Here is a 16545-nt window from a genome sequence, read left to right as displayed (position 1 = left end):
AACAGACTGAATTGGAATTAACAATAATCAATATGGAATTGCGATGGAATCTTCTATGAAAACCCCAATTGAAATGCTTGAACATTGGGTTGAAAAACAAGGCGATCAAGTTTATCTAAAGCAGCCTATTGACGGCCAATACAAGACCTTTACTTGGCGTGAAGTACAGCAAAAAGTACAACAAGTTGCAGGCGCACTTAGACACTTGGGCTTAAACCCTGGCGACAAAGTTGCCATTCTTTCTAAAAACTGTGCCGAATGGTTTATTACCGATTTAGCGCTTATGCATGGCGGCTACATTAGTGTTCCTATTTACCCAACAGCCAATGCAGACACCATACGATACACGCTTGAGCACAGTGAATCTAAAGCGATATTCATCGGCAAGCTTGATTACTGGGCAGATCAAGAAAGTGGTGTTGGTGGTGAAATTCTACGTATGGCAATGCCTTACGATACCATGCCTGCACAATACCACTGGGATAAACTGCTCACCCTAGGTCAGCCGTTAATCGATGCGCCATTGCCTTCACTTGAACAGATCATGAGCTTAGTTTATACCTCAGGTTCGACAGGCAAACCTAAAGGCGCAATCCAAACTTTTGCTAGCTATGGCTGGACTTGTAACGCCGTAGTGCGAGATTTGAAAACTGACGTTGAAGATAGATTAATCTCTTACCTGCCACTGGCACACATCACCGAGCGTGTGGCAATACAAGGCTCTTCATTCTATTCAGGTAGTAGTGTCGCTTTTGTTGAGAGTCTTGATAGCTTCGTTGCCGATGTGCAGCGAGCTAGACCGACAGTATTCTTCTCAGTGCCACGCCTTTGGAGCCTATTTCAGAAAAATATTATCGATAAGATTGGTGCCAGTAAGCTTAATTTTTTACTTAAGGTTCCTATTGTTAGCGGCATCGTAAAACGTAAAATTCATGCAGGACTTGGCCTTGAGCATTGTCATCTTCTCGGTTCAGGTTCGGCCCCCATTCCGCCATCGTTGGTTAGCTGGTATCACAAAATCGGCCTTAATATTAGTGAAGCTTGGGGCATGACAGAAAACTGCGCCTACTCCATTATTAACCACCCATTTGATGCCAGTAAAATAGGCACGGTTGGACATGCTATTGAAGGTTGCTCTATCAAACAATCTGATGTCGGCGAACTCATGGTTAAGAGCCCAGGGTTAATGCAGGGTTACTATAAGCAGCCAGAAGAGACCGCAGCTTGCTTTGATGAAGAGGGTTACTTCCACACAGGCGACGTTGTCAGTATCGATGATGATGGCTGCGTTACCATTACCGGACGCGTGAAAGATAACTTCAAGACATCTAAAGGGAAATACGTTGCACCAGTGCCTATCGAGCGCAAGTTAGCACAAGATCTTCACGTTGAGATGATCTGCGTGATAGGTTCAGGTTTACCACACCCAATTGCATTAGTGCAGCTTTCTGAAGGCGCATCAATGCAGCCTAGAGAAGAGATTAGAACCTCTTTGAAAAATACTCTAGATGCGGTTAACCCTCACCTTGAGTCCCATGAAACAGTCGACGCGATTATTGTTGTCAAAGAAAATTGGGACGTCGACAATGATGTATTAACTCCAACGTTGAAGATCAAACGTCACGTATTGGAGAAAAACTTCAGTGAGAAAGTGGACGGTATTCGCGGTGGCAAAATCTGCTGGGAAGATGAAATTTAACTATCTTCCGATGACGCTTTAAAAATTAACAGCACACCTTTAGGTGTGCTGTTTTGTAATGACTGTACTTCAAAGTACCAGCTCCTCCTATCAGGCTAAATGGGTAAACTATATTTAATGCTTACTGGCTGATTATTTGTTGCGCTCTTAGCAAAAATAACTATGCTAGCCGTCCTTTTCATTTCATCTAATAAGTAGTGCTATGTTCACTTGGTTATCGATTATTGGCGGGTTTGTGATTTTAACCCTAGGCGCTGAATCACTAGTGAGAGGCGCAAGCAGTATCGCCCTAAAACTGGGCTTGTCACCGTTAATTATCGGCTTAACGATAGTGGCTTTTGGTACCAGTGCGCCAGAGCTTGCGGTGAGTATTAAGTCGGCTGTTGCTGGCAATAGCGGAATTGCGCTGGGGAATGTCATTGGCTCCAACATAGCAAATATAGGCTTGATCTTAGGTATTACCGCACTCATTCGTCCTATCAAAATTGAATCGCAAATGGTGAAACGTGATATCCCCATTATGATTGCAGCATCACTGCTATTTTGGGGCTTGCTACTTGATGATGGACTGAGCTTTATCGATGGTGCCATTCTTACCACTTTGCTCGTTACCTACTTAAGCTACAGCTATTTCACTGCTGACAAACAAACCTCTGCTGAGAATGAAACTGAAGACGCAGGACAAAGCCAATGGCTGTCAATCATCTTTATTATTGTTGGTATTAGTATGTTAGTCGGTGGTGGGATCTTGTTTGTTGATGGTGCCGTCGCACTGGCACAATCCTTCGGGATCAGCGAAATAATTATTGGACTGACTATTGTCGCGATAGGGACGAGTATGCCAGAGCTAGTGACTTCTATCGTTGCTGCACTCAAAGGGCAAAGTGATATTGCTATCGGCAATGTCGTAGGATCAAACCTGTTTAATATTTTGGGGATTTTAGGTGTCACCGCACTTATCCACCCCATTATTGGCAACGATATCAGCGCCCTTGATTGGCAGGTGATGATAGGGCTCGCCGTGATGCTACTCCCCTTTGCCTACACTGGTTTGCGTATTGGTCGCCGCGAAGGAGCGATCTTGGTATTAGGCTATCTAGCCTATATCAGTTACTTAGTGACTCAAGCTTAAATTGATGACAATTGTCATGCTGTTCTGGTGACGTTTGTGCCTACTGCGTCACCTAACAATCTCTAATAATGGTTCCGTACCCAATACAGGGCTCAAAAGGAGATTGATATGAAATCACTATTACTTGTTACTTCAATGGCTATTATCAGCCAATTTGCTCAAGCAGATACTATTAGCAATATAGATGCCGCAGCCAACCATATGGACGTTAAAACTTTACAGTCACTCACCGAACAAGGTGATGATTACCAGCAAGCCTATGCAGGTTATCGCCTCGCCATCAGCGCCAATATTCTAGGTCAACGTGAGCTTGCAATTAGTGCACTCGAGTCAGCAAAAGAGAGCCTTGAGCCACTAACAACATCGAATGCTAACGCAGACAACCTAGCCCTGCTCTCTTCTGTTTACGGCATGTTAATCGGCCTAGATTATAGTAAGGGAGCACTTTATGGGCCCAAAGCTGCCAGTGCGATAGAACAAGCTAAAGCGTTAGATCCTACCAACCCTCGGGTGCCATTAGTGCAAGCGATTGCGGCTTTTAATACCCCTGAAACCTACGGTGGCAGCAAACAGCGAGCCGTTGACCTGAGTAGTAAAGCGATTGAGCTTTACGCAATTCCCTGTGATAACATTTGCTGGGGTCATGCAGAAGCTTACACCTGGCGAGGACTGGCCAAACAGAGTTTAGGTGATGCAGATGGCGCAATTGCTGACTGGCAACAAGCTTTAGCTGTAGAAGAGGATTATGGTTGGGCACAGTTTTTACTGCAGCAAAATAACCAAAGTGCCAAGCGATAATGAGCTAGGTGGAGAGCGGCTATATCGCTTAGCTCTCCTATAAAAAGGAGTTTTTCATGACAGAGTCAGCTCAATCAAAAGAAGATAAATTAGCTTGGGTTTATCTAGTCAATCTGGGGTTTTATCTTATCCCCATCTTCGTCACAAAAATGCTGCCTTGGGAAATAGCCTTAAGCTTAGCCGCTTTAATCCCTTTTATTTATTGCTATTTCTGGGCTTACCGTTCAACCACGGCTAAAGCCTATCAGCCGATTTTGGCAATGATTACCATTGGTGTACTCGTCACGCCAATTAATACCGGTTCACTATCACTGTTCACCTTTGCAGGATTTTTTATCGGATTTTTCTACCCGCTGAGAACTGCCATTTTCAGCCTAATAGCGCTCATAACTCTATTATTCCTACTAAATGCAGGGCTCAACTTTGACCATTACTATTGGGTAATTTATGGTGCGGGACTCATCGCTGGAATCGGTCTTTTCGGTGTCGCAGAGCGTAAAAGAGTCGAGCATAAATGCAAAGAAAAAAAGAGCCAAGCAGAGATCCAACAGTTGGCAACAATGTTAGAGCGAGAACGAATCGCTCGCGATCTGCACGACATCATGGGACACAGCCTTTCATCCATCTCTTTAAAAGCAGAGCTGGCCGAAAAGCTCATCGCCAGTAATCAAACTGAGCAAGCAAGGCAGCAATTAACAGAGCTTAATAGCATTGCTAGGGAAAGTTTAAGTCAGATCCGCCAAACTGTATCAGGCTATAAACACAAAGGCTTAGCTGCCAGCGTGACCCAGCTTTGTCAGACTCTGCGTGACAAAGGCTTGAGCGTAAGCTTATTTGGCGAGATCCCTAAATTAGCTCCTGAATTAGAAACCCAACTAATCTTAAGTTTAACCGAGCTTTGCAGCAACATTGTTCGTCACAGCAAAGGGAGTCGCTGCGAATTGCACTTTGAGCAAACCTCAACAGAACTGCGCATTGTCATAAGTGATGACGGCTGCCCAAACCAAATTGAACAGGGTAATGGACTGACCGGGATCAACGAAAGGCTGGCTAAATATAAAGGCGCACTCACTTGGAGTTTAGACCCTGATTGCCAATTTACTATTAGCTTGCCAACACAAGGATAACCCTAAGTGAGAATTTTATTAGCAGAAGACCAAGCCATGGTGCGAGGCGCACTTTCAGCGCTGTTATCATTGAGTGGCGAATTTGACATCACCCAAGCCGCAGATGGAGATGAAGCATTAGCGCTATTGAAAACTTCTGCGTTTGACCTGTTACTCACCGATATTGAGATGCCAGGTCTCAGTGGTTTAGAGTTGGCAAACTGGTGCCAACAAAATAAGCCAAAATTAAAGATTGTGATTATCACCACTTTTGGCAGAGCTGGATATATTAAACGCGCCATAGAATCTGGGGTTGGTGGCTTTCTACTAAAAGATGCGCCATCAGACACTTTAATCAAAGCGATAAACCAAGTAATGGCAGGAAAACGCATAATCGACCCAGAGCTGGCAATCATGGCGGTCGGTGAATCGGACCCTCTAAATGACAAAGAGCGTAAAGCACTGCAGCTTGCGGGCGAAGGAAGATCGACTTCTGAGATTGCGGCTACGCTATTCATTGCAGAAGGCACGGTAAGAAATTACCTCTCAGAAGCAATTAGCAAACTACATGCAACAAACCGCATTGATGCCGCCAGAATCGCTCAACAAAAAGGCTGGCTTTAATATAAAAAAAGCCCAGATTTGCGTAAAACTATATCTCTGATAATATATGTATAAATTTACAGTGTTTGAGTGCTAAACGTTTGCAAAGACTCGATCTTGTTCCGATAACAGAACTCAAGGGCGTCGCGAAAAAGATGGCCGAGAGATTAGCAAAGCTAGGGATCACAACAGTGCAAGATCTGTTGTTTCACCTACCGCTTCGCTATGAAGATCGTACTCAAATTTATCCAATTGCCTCACTCTATCCTGGCAGCTACGGCACAGTTGAAGCAGTAATCCAATCCAGCCAAGTATTACAGGGACGTAAGCGCATGCTTACCTGCACAGTGCGTGATGATACTGGCAGTTTAACCCTAAGGTTTTTCAACTTCTCAGTTGCACAACGAAACGGTCTACAAGCGGGCAGTGTGATCCGTGCTTACGGCGAAATCCGCCGTGGTAAACACTTCAATGAGATCATTCATCCAGAGTACAAATTAGTTTCTATTGACGACCCCGCCCCTTTAAGTGACACATTAACGCCTGTGTACCCAACAACCGAAGGTCTTAAACAAGCCAGTTGGATTAAGCTAACGGAACAAGCGCTAACGATGTTAGCCAACGGCGGGCTACCAGAGTTACTGCCAAGCAACCTTCAGCCCAATCATTTGGAGCTGAAACAAGCACTGCAGCTACTGCACCGTCCAAATAATCAAGTGTCACTGTTTGATCTGGAAAACGGTACTCACCCCGCACAACAACGCCTTATCCAAGAGGAGTTGCTGGCGCATAATTTAAGTATGTTGCGCCTTCGCCAACGCACCCGCCGCGATAAAGCCGTTAGTATGTCGGCGACAGGCCAACTGCTAAACCCATTTTTAGCATCGCTGCCTTTTAAACCTACAGGGGCGCAGCAACGTGTGGTTAGCGACATCACTCGCGACCTTGAAAAAGCAGAACCTATGATGCGTCTTGTTCAGGGCGATGTTGGCTCAGGAAAAACATTAGTGGCGGCATTAGCCGCCCTGCAAGCTATCGAGAGCGGTTACCAAGTCGCGATGATGGCACCGACAGAGCTTCTTGCAGAACAACACGCAATAAACTTTAGAGGCTGGCTTGAGCCACTTGGACTTAAAGTTGGCTGGTTAGCAGGTAAATTAAAAGGCAAGGCAAGAACACAATCTTTAGCCGATATTGAATCAGGTGATGCCAATATCGTTATTGGCACCCATGCAATATTCCAAGAGCAAGTGCTGTTTAATAAGCTAGCGTTAATTATCATCGATGAGCAACATCGTTTTGGTGTTCACCAGCGATTAGGCTTGCGAGAGAAAGGTGTCAGTCAGGGCTTTCACCCACATCAGCTGATTATGACCGCAACACCAATTCCGCGAACGTTGGCGATGACAGCGTACGCCGATCTCGATACCTCAGTCATTGATGAACTGCCACCAGGACGAACTCCGGTTACCACAGTTGCTGTATCAGATCAGCGCCGTGATGAAGTTATCGACAGAGTACGCCAAGCAGCCGTTAACGATAATCGCCAAGCCTATTGGGTATGTACGCTTATTGAAGAGTCCGAGGCATTAGAATGCCAAGCCGCCGAAGACACCGCAGAGGAACTCAAACTTGCCCTGCCCGAGTTAAAAGTCGGTTTAGTGCACGGCCGAATGAAGCCTGCTGAAAAGCAGCAAATAATGGCAAGCTTTAAAGCCGGCGAATTACACTTGCTCGTCGCGACAACTGTGATTGAGGTCGGTGTAGATGTTCCTAATGCCAGTTTGATGATTATTGAAAACCCTGAACGTCTAGGACTAGCGCAACTGCACCAACTTAGAGGTCGTGTTGGCCGTGGCGCCATCGCCAGCCATTGTGTGTTGATGTATAAGCCACCGCTATCAGCCACTGCAACGAAACGCTTAGGTGTATTAAGGCAAAGTAACGACGGTTTTGTTATCGCACAGCGAGATTTAGAGATCCGCGGTCCAGGGGAAGTGTTAGGTACAAAACAAACGGGGGTTGCAGATATGAAAATCGCAGATCTAATGCGCGATCAAGCATTAATCCCTCATGTGCAAAAGCTAGCCCCTCATGTTATGCAGCAAGCTCCCAGCAGTGTCGACGCCATAATTCAACGTTGGCTTGGTGATCGTGAGCAATTTGTCCAAGCATAAAGAAGAAACCACCACTTTAAGACAACTTAGCCATACTCTATGTGGTAATTAGATACAGTTTAAAACTTGATACAAATTAAATATCCTTAATAGAGCTTCAACCTATAGACAAGCCTGTTTAATTTTGCAAAATGGGTGAATAGTAAATGCATTACCACTAAAACGATTATCGTGCGGTAGCAGAGGAAACTAAATGCAACTCAGTCAAGAAGATAGAATTACGCCTCAGGAGAAATCCTCAGGTACAAATGGCCTAGCAATTATTGCCATTGCCGCAGTTGTGTTGATCTCTGCTGGAGGTTACTACTATTTAAGTGGTGATGATAAGAGTGAAGAACCACAGATAATTGCACCTGTTATCGTGCCAGACCCAATCCCAGCAGAGCCGCTTGAAACAGAAGCTACTCTGCCTGAACCAGAACCTGAAATTGTTGAACCTGTGCCTGTGCAGCTACCTGAAGTAGAGCCTGTTCCTGAAGTTGAGCCGCTTCCCGCTCTTGCCGACAGTGACGCTTATATCCATCAAAAGGCGATAGACATCGCCGACGGAATGGCCATTGAGCCATTGATGATTGAAGATAATGTTGTACGTCAGTTTGTGGTGTTTGTAGATAATTTGGCTCAAGGGGAGTTGGCTCGTAAAGTGAGCCCATTGAAAGCGCCAAACAACAGCTTCACAGTATCTGAGATAGCAAACAAAACCTATGTCGATCCTGATAGTTATCATCGTTATGATCTGTACGCTGACTTTCTTGCCAGCCTAAATGAAGAGGAGTTAGCTAAAAGTTACAAAGAGATGACTCCACTATTAGGTGAAGCATTTAGTGAACTCGGCTATAACGACACTTCGTTTGATGAAAGAATGCAGCAGGCAATCGCTGTCATGCTAGATGCGCCTATTATTGAACAGCCTATTGAGCTCGATGGTGTCAGCGTAAACTACCAATTTGTTGATCCGAATTTAGAAGCACTACCCAATGCACAGAAGTTGATGATCCGTATGGGGCCTGAGAACTCTCGTAAGGTAAAGTCAGCACTACGTCGGTTACAAAAGCACCTAAATTGATCCGTTAACAGTATTTAAAACTCTATAGAGGGCTCTTAAATAACAGAGCCCTAACCTAATCCCCACACCTCGATAACGGTCCACTGCATTAAGTTACAGCCGTATCTTAAAACACTTCTTGTTCAAACATATTCTGTTGTAGAATGGCGCCTCGTCAGCGTACTTTTTGATGGTAACGTACTACTCCCCATCAGAAGCTATCTCCACTGATTATGTACTTATTTAGCGCTCGTACAGCGTATTTGGTTTATAATTTAATAAATCAGTCACTTAGACATTCTATTTTAGGCACTACGAACGGATATTCGTATGTGAGGCAGTGCAATGAAGTTTAGCATTCTTTCATGGGGCGCTTGGTCGCCGCAGTATCAGCACAAAGCTGACTGGCAAGCTTGGCCTGCTGCGATATCAGATATTGGAGCGACAGTAACGGCTGCGCCTAAGTTGCCACAAGTCCCAGCAATGCAGCGCCGCCGTTTGAGTAAGTTGACAAAAATAATCCTTGATTCGATTTTTCAATGTGAGCCCCCGGCTCAATGTCGCAGTATTTTTGCCTCTCAGCATGGAGAGATAAATCGCACCATCAATTTACTCAATGACATTGTTGATCAGTCTCCACTGTCGCCAACAGCTTTTAGCCAATCAGTACACAATACTGCCAGTGGGATCTATAGCATTTTGAGCCAAAACCAAAACGCATCGACCTCTATCGCAGCTGGAAGTGAAACGCTTTACCAAGCATTTATCGAAGCATATGCGTTATTAGTCGATGATCCTGAACCCTTGCTACTTTCTTATGCTGATGACACAGTCCCTGATATCTATCAGCAGTTTGCCAGCGAGCCTGAGTGGCCAATTGCAGCCGCTTTTGTGATTGCCCCGAGTAACACTCAACACGTTGCGCTTGCCCAAATCGATTTGAAACCAATACAGGCAGATGTAAACCCGCTAACACTAGTAGACATACTCGCGAGTATTGCCCAGAAAAAAGCAACCTCAGGTAACTTCTCTGGCGCACATTGGAGTCTGTGTTTTGAGTAACCAACCTGCCCCGGCTCGACTAACAGGCATCGCTTACCTACCACGCTGGTTGGGTGGCACTTTGTGCTATATCGTTTTTGGCCTTGGCGGCCTACTCAGCTCATTAACTATTTTACCTATTCTCAGATTTTGGCCAGGCACAACCACACAGCGTATCGCACGAGTGCAGTATGCCGTTCATATTATGTTTAAAGGCTTTGTCCGTATGCTCACTTGGGCTGGTCTGATAAAAGTGAGCCATGGCGATCTACAGCAACTAAAAGATGCCAAAGGCATGATTGTCACCTCTAATCATCCGACACTTGTTGATGTCGTTGTGCTGATTAGCTTAATGCCCAATACCAGCTGTATTGTTAAACAAGGTATATGGCGCAATCCATTTATGCGTGGCGTAGTATCGAGTGCCGGTTACATCCCGAATCGTGGTGCAGATTTACTTTTGGCGGACTGCAAAGAGGTGTTAAACCGAGGCAATAACCTCATTATTTTCCCTGAAGGTACCCGCACAGTTATCGGCAAACGAGTCAATGATTTTGCGCGTGGTGCTGCTAATATCACCATCCGTACCCAAAGCGATTTACTACCATTACTACTTAAAACCAACTGTGTCGGCTTTAGTAAACAAGAGTCTTGGTATCAACTACCCAGACGTACAATAGGCATGCATATCGAAGTAGGCGAAAAACTGCCCTATCTACGTTATGATGCTACTGCGGGTGGCAATGCTAAAATGGCTCGCCAAATGACTCGTGATCTTGAAGAATATTATAAACAACAATTAGATAAATACTTATGAGCTTAGAAAACGAAATTAAACAATTGATCATCGACAGCCTTGATCTTGAAGATGTCACTATTGATGATATTGATGCCGATGCAGCGCTATTTGGCGAAGGCTTGGGATTAGACTCTATTGATGCCCTTGAACTTGGTTTAGCAATCAAGAAGCAGTTCGATGTAAAAATTGAAGCAAATTCTGAAGCAACCAAATTGCATTTTTACAGCGTTGCTAGCTTAGCAAACTTTGTTAAGTCACAGCGAGTGTAGGAGACATTATGCAAACTCGTGAACAGATCTTAGAAGCACTGACTCACATCTTAGTTGATGAATTTGAAGTGGAAGCTGACGATATAACGTTAGAGGCATCACTCTATGAAGAACTCGATCTAGACAGTATTGATGCTGTCGATCTGGTGATAAAACTGCAGCAGATGACAGGTAAAAAAATTAAGCCTGAAGAGTTCAAAGCAGTCCGCAGCGTCGGTGACGTCGTCACTGCGATTGAAGGATTAGTTAAAGGCTAATGCGGCTATTTTTGCAAATAGTGACCAGTTTAGTGGTTATTGGCTACCCTCTAGCCGTCTACTTTGGTTTGCACTATTTGCCAAGCGGCACAATAGCACTGCTACTATGTGCAGTATTACTACTGCGCCTAATGCTGCAACAGCAGAAACTTAAAGCGTTACGCTTACCCATATTTATTGGTATTGGTCTTACTGCCGGTAGCTTTTTCGCCAGACAGCATGATCTTCTATTGTTCTATCCGGTAGTGATTAATCTCACCATGTTGGGGTTATTTAGCTACTCACTGCTTCGCGGTCCTAGCATGATCGAACAGTTAGCCAGACTAAAAGAGCCTGATCTGCCACAGACGGCTATTGGCTATCTCAATAAAGTAACGTTGATTTGGTGTGGACTGTTTATTTTCAATGCTAGCGTGGCACTTTATACCGCGCTCTATACAGATTTAGCGACTTGGACACTCTATAACGGTTTAATCGCCTATTTGCTTATCGGTTTACTACTCGCTGGTGAGTGGTTATACAGAACATTGTGGTTAAAAAAGACATGACTCAATTACTTAAATCTTGGTTGTCTCAAGGGCCAACCGCACAGCAGTTGATCAGCTTCAACCATCACAATATTGTGACTGGTTCCGTTTTCAGCAGTCAAGTAGCTCACTTACATCAGCAATTAGTCAGCTCAATAGAAAAACGCTGGCTACTTAGTTGTGAAAGCAGTGATATGTTTGCCGTAGGCCTGTGTGCAGGTTTGCTCGCAGGTAAACAGATTATCTTGCCCGGCAATACTCAAGCTGGAACATTAAGTGAATTGACTCACGAGTTTGAGGGGGTCATTTCAGATCTACCACTCTGTGAAGGCAAAGCTTTCCTGCGCCTAGATAAAGAGCTGAACCTACCAACATCGACCTGGCCTCAATTAACGCACTGGGGCGAACTAATCCTATTTACCTCTGGTAGCAGTGGTAAGCCTAAGAAAATAGCAAAATCACTTAGCCAACTCGATGCAGAGGTTAGCGTATTAGAGCATACCTTTGCCGAACACTTGCCTCACTGTAGCGTGATCTCCACCGTTTCACACCAGCACATTTATGGATTGTTATTTAAAATTCTTTGGCCACTAGCAGCCAGTCGTCCATTTCTGAGCGACCTTGTCGAATACCCAGAAACACTTAGCTATTACGCAAATCTATTTCCGAATCTATGCTTAATCAGCAGCCCGGCGCAACTGTCTCGTTTACCTGATGCGCTCGATAACGAGCCGCAACTTCGCGCGCCAAGCTTAGTATTTAGCTCTGGCGGCCCGTTAAGCTTTGACGCTGCCATGGCGATTAAACATTGTTACGGTAAGTTACCCACAGAAGTATTTGGCAGCACCGAAACTGGCGGGGTTGGTTATAGACAACAACACTCCCCTTTAGAGCCTTGGCAAACATTTGCCAAGATAGAGATTAAGCGTGATGCCGCCGATGGGGCACTGCAGCTTCGATCTCCCTATTTAGAAGATGATCATTGGCTTAGATGTGAAGATAAAATTAGCATAGTTGCCGACGGTCAGTTTACGCTCGAGGGGCGTCTAGACCGTATCATCAAAGTTGAAGAGAAGCGCTTATCTCTGGTGCAAATGGAGTCATTGCTAGAGAGTCATCCCTATGTCACCAAGGCAGCATTATTGATGCTTGAGCAGCCTAGAACACAGTTGGGGGCAGCAATTGAGCTTTCACCCCAAGGCCTAGAGCAGCTAGAGTTAGCTGGAAAATTGGCGCTCAACAACCAGTTTAAACAGCATCTTTTGTCACAATTTGAACGCGTCACACTGCCAAGACGCTGGCGCTATCCAGAGCAACTGCCAATGGATCAACAAGGTAAACGCGTCCATAGCAACATGTTGGCTTTATTTGATATCGATAAGTTTAAAAGTAAATGATTAAATCAGCACTACCAGCAATTATCAGTACCCAAGCGGATACCGACTCCATCTGTTGGCGATTAAATATCGTCGCAGAGCTGGAGTACTTTAACGGTCATTTTCCTGAACAACCGGTGCTGCCCGGGGTCACTCAGCTTGATTGGGCAATCAAACTCGGTTGCCAACACTTTGGCTACGATTGCAGCGTGGCAGTGCTTGAGGTGCTCAAGTTTCAACAGTTGATGTTACCTGACACTCAGGTAGATTTAACCATCAACCATAACGCTACTAAAGCCAAGCTTATTTTTGCTTATAGCGATGGCGAAAAGCGCTTTGCATCGGGGCGAATTGCACTCAATAAAGCAGAGCAAACCACTCTCCAAACCGCGGATGAGGTAAACGGTTAATGCGCATCGCTTTGGTCATTCCCAATTACAATCACCGAGCAGCTATTGCTGAAACACTTGCGCGACTGGATACGCTTGCGCTGCCCTGTTACTTAGTCAATGACGGCAGCGATGATGAAACTCGGTTTTTGCTTATTGAACTGGCAAACAAATATTCTTGGGTAACATTGCTACACCACCCTTTTAACCGCGGCAAAGGCGCCGCTGTAATGACAGGGCTGCGCACCGCCTACACGGACGGTTTCAGTCATGCATTGCAAGTCGATGCAGATGGGCAGCACAACCTAGATGATATTCCAGCGATGATAGCGCGGGCAGAATCAGAGCCTAACGCTTTGATTTCTGGTTTACCGCAATATGATGATTCCGTCCCAAAAGGGCGTTTATATGGTCGCTATCTCACCCACTTTTGGGTTTGGATAGAAACCCTTAGCTTTGATATTCAAGACTCTATGTGTGGCTTTAGGGTTTACCCCTTAGCAGCAACAGAAAAGCTATTTTTAAGCCATGCCCTTGGCGAGCGAATGGATTTCGATATCGAAGTATTAGTGCGCCTATATTGGCAGGGCGTACCCGTTGTGCATATTCCAACCCGCGTAATCTACCCTGAAGATGGTATTAGCCACTTTCAAGGTGTTAAAGATAATGTGCGGATATCAGCGATGCACAGCCAATTGTTTTTTGGCATGTTACTACGCCAACCTAAGCGCTTGTGGCAAAGGTTGAGCCAGCGTAATCAAGATAAACATTGGTCAAGCATGCAAGAACGCGGCAGTTACTGGGGGGTCAAGCTTATTGCCGATAGCTATCGTTACGGCGGCCACTGGTTATGCCGCGCCATTATGTATCCTGTTATTTGCTACTTCTTTATCACAGGTACAACTGCTAGAGCCGCATCAAAGCAATTCTTAGCTCAAGTGAAAACAACTCAGCCTAACCACCCACAGCTTAGTGATAAACTTAGCTGGCGCGATAGTCTGAAACACTTTTTTTCCTTTGGTAATGCCGCACTCGATCGTATTGATGCTTGGTGCGATCGCATCAAACTTGCCGAAGTCGATTTTCCAAATAGACAGCTACTGACAGATCAACTTGAAACAGGCAAGGGGGCAGTGTTACTGGTCTCACACATAGGAAACCTAGAGCTTTGCCGTGCGATATCGATCCACCAGCGTAAAGTAAAAGTTAACGTTATGGTGCTAACCGATAACGCCGAGAATTTTAACCGCGTACTTAAACAACTTAATCCAGACAGCGCACTGAACCTTATTCAAGTGACTGAATTGGGACCGAGTACTTCGATCTTGCTGCAACAAAAGATAGATGAGGGAGAGTTAGTGGTGATTGCAGGAGATAGAACCTCATCACAAACGGCAGGTCGGGTTATATACGCACGATTTCTTGGGAAAGAAGCACCATTTCCCCAAGGGCCTTTTATCCTTGCTGGATTATTAGATTGCCCAGTATTCACCCTATTTTGCTTACGTGAAAAGGGGCGTTATCACGTCCATGTAAGCCACTTTGCAAATACCTTAAAAGGCCCGCGTGCAGGCCGTGCCGAACGGCTAGAAAATGCGGTACTCGACTTTAGCAAGCGCTTAGAATATTTTGCGCTGCGCCAGCCACTACAGTGGTTCAATTTTTATGATTTTTGGCACAAGGACGAAGATGTCCAACGTGCCGACATTAAAAGCAGTAAAGGACAACAACAAAAATGACACAGGCAAGCTCCCAGAACACCAATAAGCAATCGGTAGAATTTGGTTACCGCAACCTGTCTCTAGAAGACGTTGTAGCGATTGCCAAAGGCGCTACTGCAAAGCTAAACCAGACTGATGAATATCGAGCCTATATCCAAAAAGGCGCCTGGTTTATCGATAGTTTGCTAAAAGAGGAAGGCGTGGTCTATGGCGTAACCACAGGATATGGCGACTCTTGCACTGTCACTGTTGGACTTGATCTGGTACATGAATTACCGCTGCATTTAACCCGCTTTCATGGCTGCGGCATGGGTGATATTCTCTCCATTCCACAGGCAAGAGCTGTAATGGCCTGTCGCTTAAGCTCACTCGCGGTCGGTAAATCTGGCGTCAGCTATGAGCTACTCGAACGCATAGAAACACTGCTTAACCTTAATATAACCCCGGTAATCCCAGAGGAAGGCTCTGTGGGTGCCAGCGGTGACTTAACTCCACTGTCTTACCTCGCGGCAGTGCTTGTTGGCGAACGCGATGTGATGTATCAAGGTCAGCGCCGCCCAACCAGCGAAGTTTATCAGCAGCTAGGAATTACACCGCTAACACTACGTCCTAAAGAGGGATTAGCGCTAATGAATGGCACAGCAGTAATGACGGCATTAGCCTGCTTAGCCTACGACCGCGCCCAATATATGGCCCGTCTTTCAAGCCGTATTACGGCGATGGCGTCATTAGTGTTAAAAGGTAATTCAAACCACTTTGATGACATCCTGTTTGCCGCCAAACCGCATCCAGGCCAAAATCAGATCGCGGCCTGGATCCGTGAAGATCTCAATCATCACACTCATCCTCGTAATTCAGACCGATTACAAGACAGATACTCTATCCGCTGTGCACCGCATGTCATTGGAGTACTGCAAGATGCACTACCGTTTATGCGCCAGTTTATTGAAACGGAACTGAATAGCGCCAACGACAACCCTATTGTTGACGGTGAAGGCGAACATATTCTGCACGGCGGACATTTCTATGGCGGCCATATTGCCTTTGCCATGGATTCAATGAAGAACGCAGTGGCGAACATCGCAGACCTTATCGATCGCCAGATGGCATTAGTGATGGATCAAAAGTTTAATAATGGTCTACCGGCTAACTTGTCTGGTGCCATGGGGAAACGTAAAGCGATTAACCACGGTTTTAAAGCTGTGCAAATCGGCGTATCCGCTTGGACTGCAGAGGCGTTAAAAAATACTATGCCAGCCAGTGTATTTTCACGTTCAACTGAGTGCCACAACCAAGACAAGGTTAGTATGGGTACCATTTCTGCCCGTGATTGCATCCGAGTTTTGCAACTCACTGAGCAGGTGGCTGCCGCCGCGTTGCTTGCCATGTCGCAGGGCATTCGTTTGCGGATAGCACAGCAAGAACTCGTACCAAGCTCTATCACCCCCTCACTAGGCAAGACGCTAGCGCAAGTTGAAGAAGGTTTTGAACTACTTACCGAAGACCGACCGCTTGAGCAAACACTTCGCTCAACCGTTGATAAAATCCAATCGGGTTATTGGGAAGTATGCTAATTCATAGCGGCGATAAGCGGAGAGTTGTGAAC

15 protein-coding genes and 1 pseudogene are annotated in these 16545 nt (G+C 45.4%); all 16 read left to right on the top strand.

The genetic code is table 11. The features are described 5' to 3' along the window. Nucleotides 1-43: 43 nt before the first annotated feature. The 16 genes and pseudogenes from L2730_RS11945 (at nt 44) to L2730_RS11870 (ending at nt 16513) form a co-directional block, all read left to right on the top strand. Entirely contained in the window at nt 44-1699 is a 1656-nt protein-coding gene (locus tag L2730_RS11945) for an AMP-binding protein (protein ID WP_248974808.1), read from the top strand. A 202-nt stretch (nt 1700-1901) separates the two neighbouring features. Next, nucleotides 1902-2831, top strand: coding sequence for a calcium/sodium antiporter (locus L2730_RS11940; RefSeq protein ID WP_248974807.1), 930 nt, complete (start codon nt 1902-1904; stop codon nt 2829-2831). 108 nt (nt 2832-2939) lie between these two features. Beyond that, nucleotides 2940-3629, top strand: coding sequence for a tetratricopeptide repeat protein (locus L2730_RS11935; protein ID WP_248974806.1), 690 nt, complete (start codon nt 2940-2942; stop codon nt 3627-3629). A 56-nt stretch (nt 3630-3685) separates the two neighbouring features. Next, a complete protein-coding gene (locus L2730_RS11930) occupies nt 3686-4756 on the top strand; it encodes a sensor histidine kinase (protein WP_248974805.1) in 1071 nt (356 codons plus the stop codon). A 6-nt stretch (nt 4757-4762) separates the two neighbouring features. Continuing rightward, on the top strand, nt 4763-5359 hold the full coding sequence (locus L2730_RS11925) for a response regulator transcription factor (RefSeq protein WP_248974804.1): 597 nt from the start codon (nt 4763-4765) through the stop codon (nt 5357-5359). 80 nt (nt 5360-5439) lie between these two features. Further along, a complete protein-coding gene (gene recG / locus L2730_RS11920; protein WP_248974803.1) occupies nt 5440-7515 on the top strand; it encodes an ATP-dependent DNA helicase RecG in 2076 nt (691 codons plus the stop codon). Nucleotides 7516-7708: 193 nt separating this feature from the next. Next, nucleotides 7709-8581: a DUF3014 domain-containing protein gene (locus tag L2730_RS11915; protein ID WP_248974802.1), complete on the top strand. Its 873-nt coding sequence runs from the start codon at nt 7709-7711 to the stop codon at nt 8579-8581. A gap of 324 nt (nt 8582-8905) precedes the next feature. Then, on the top strand, nt 8906-9622 hold the full coding sequence (locus L2730_RS11910; protein ID WP_248974801.1) for a beta-ketoacyl synthase chain length factor: 717 nt from the start codon (nt 8906-8908) through the stop codon (nt 9620-9622). Next, a pseudogene (locus L2730_RS11905) lies at nt 9615-10437 on the top strand (lysophospholipid acyltransferase family protein). Before L2730_RS11910 ends, L2730_RS11905 begins: the two are co-directional and overlap by 8 nt. Beyond that, complete coding sequence (locus L2730_RS11900; protein WP_220738057.1) at nt 10415-10669, top strand: phosphopantetheine-binding protein; 255 nt, start codon at nt 10415-10417, stop codon at nt 10667-10669. Before L2730_RS11905 ends, L2730_RS11900 begins: the two are co-directional and overlap by 23 nt. A gap of 8 nt (nt 10670-10677) precedes the next feature. Beyond that, entirely contained in the window at nt 10678-10926 is a 249-nt protein-coding gene (locus tag L2730_RS11895; protein WP_020910524.1) for an acyl carrier protein, read from the top strand. After that, the gene (locus L2730_RS11890) at nt 10926-11474 is read left to right on the top strand and encodes a COG4648 family protein (protein ID WP_248974799.1); all 549 of its coding nucleotides are present in this window, start codon (nt 10926-10928) and stop codon (nt 11472-11474) included. Before L2730_RS11895 ends, L2730_RS11890 begins: the two co-directional genes overlap by 1 nt. Continuing rightward, nucleotides 11471-12850: an AMP-binding protein gene (locus L2730_RS11885; RefSeq protein WP_248974798.1), complete on the top strand. Its 1380-nt coding sequence runs from the start codon at nt 11471-11473 to the stop codon at nt 12848-12850. Before L2730_RS11890 ends, L2730_RS11885 begins: the two co-directional genes overlap by 4 nt. Further along, a complete protein-coding gene (locus tag L2730_RS11880) occupies nt 12847-13239 on the top strand; it encodes an ApeI family dehydratase (protein ID WP_248974797.1) in 393 nt (130 codons plus the stop codon). The genes L2730_RS11885 and L2730_RS11880 overlap by 4 nt, the downstream gene beginning before the upstream one ends. Next, entirely contained in the window at nt 13239-14957 is a 1719-nt protein-coding gene (locus tag L2730_RS11875; protein ID WP_248974796.1) for a glycosyltransferase family 2 protein, read from the top strand. The genes L2730_RS11880 and L2730_RS11875 overlap by 1 nt, the downstream gene beginning before the upstream one ends. After that, nucleotides 14954-16513 carry an HAL/PAL/TAL family ammonia-lyase gene (locus L2730_RS11870; protein WP_248974795.1) on the top strand — a complete coding sequence of 520 codons (1560 nt, stop codon included), beginning with the start codon at nt 14954-14956 and terminating at the stop codon, nt 16511-16513. Before L2730_RS11875 ends, L2730_RS11870 begins: the two co-directional genes overlap by 4 nt. Nucleotides 16514-16545 lie beyond the last annotated feature (32 nt).

The sequence above is a fragment of the Shewanella kaireitica genome, assembly GCF_023284045.1.
Classification (GTDB): Bacteria; Pseudomonadota; Gammaproteobacteria; order Enterobacterales; family Shewanellaceae; genus Shewanella; species Shewanella kaireitica.
Note: the sequence above shows the minus strand (reverse complement) of the source record. Positions and strands in the feature narration are given on the sequence as shown.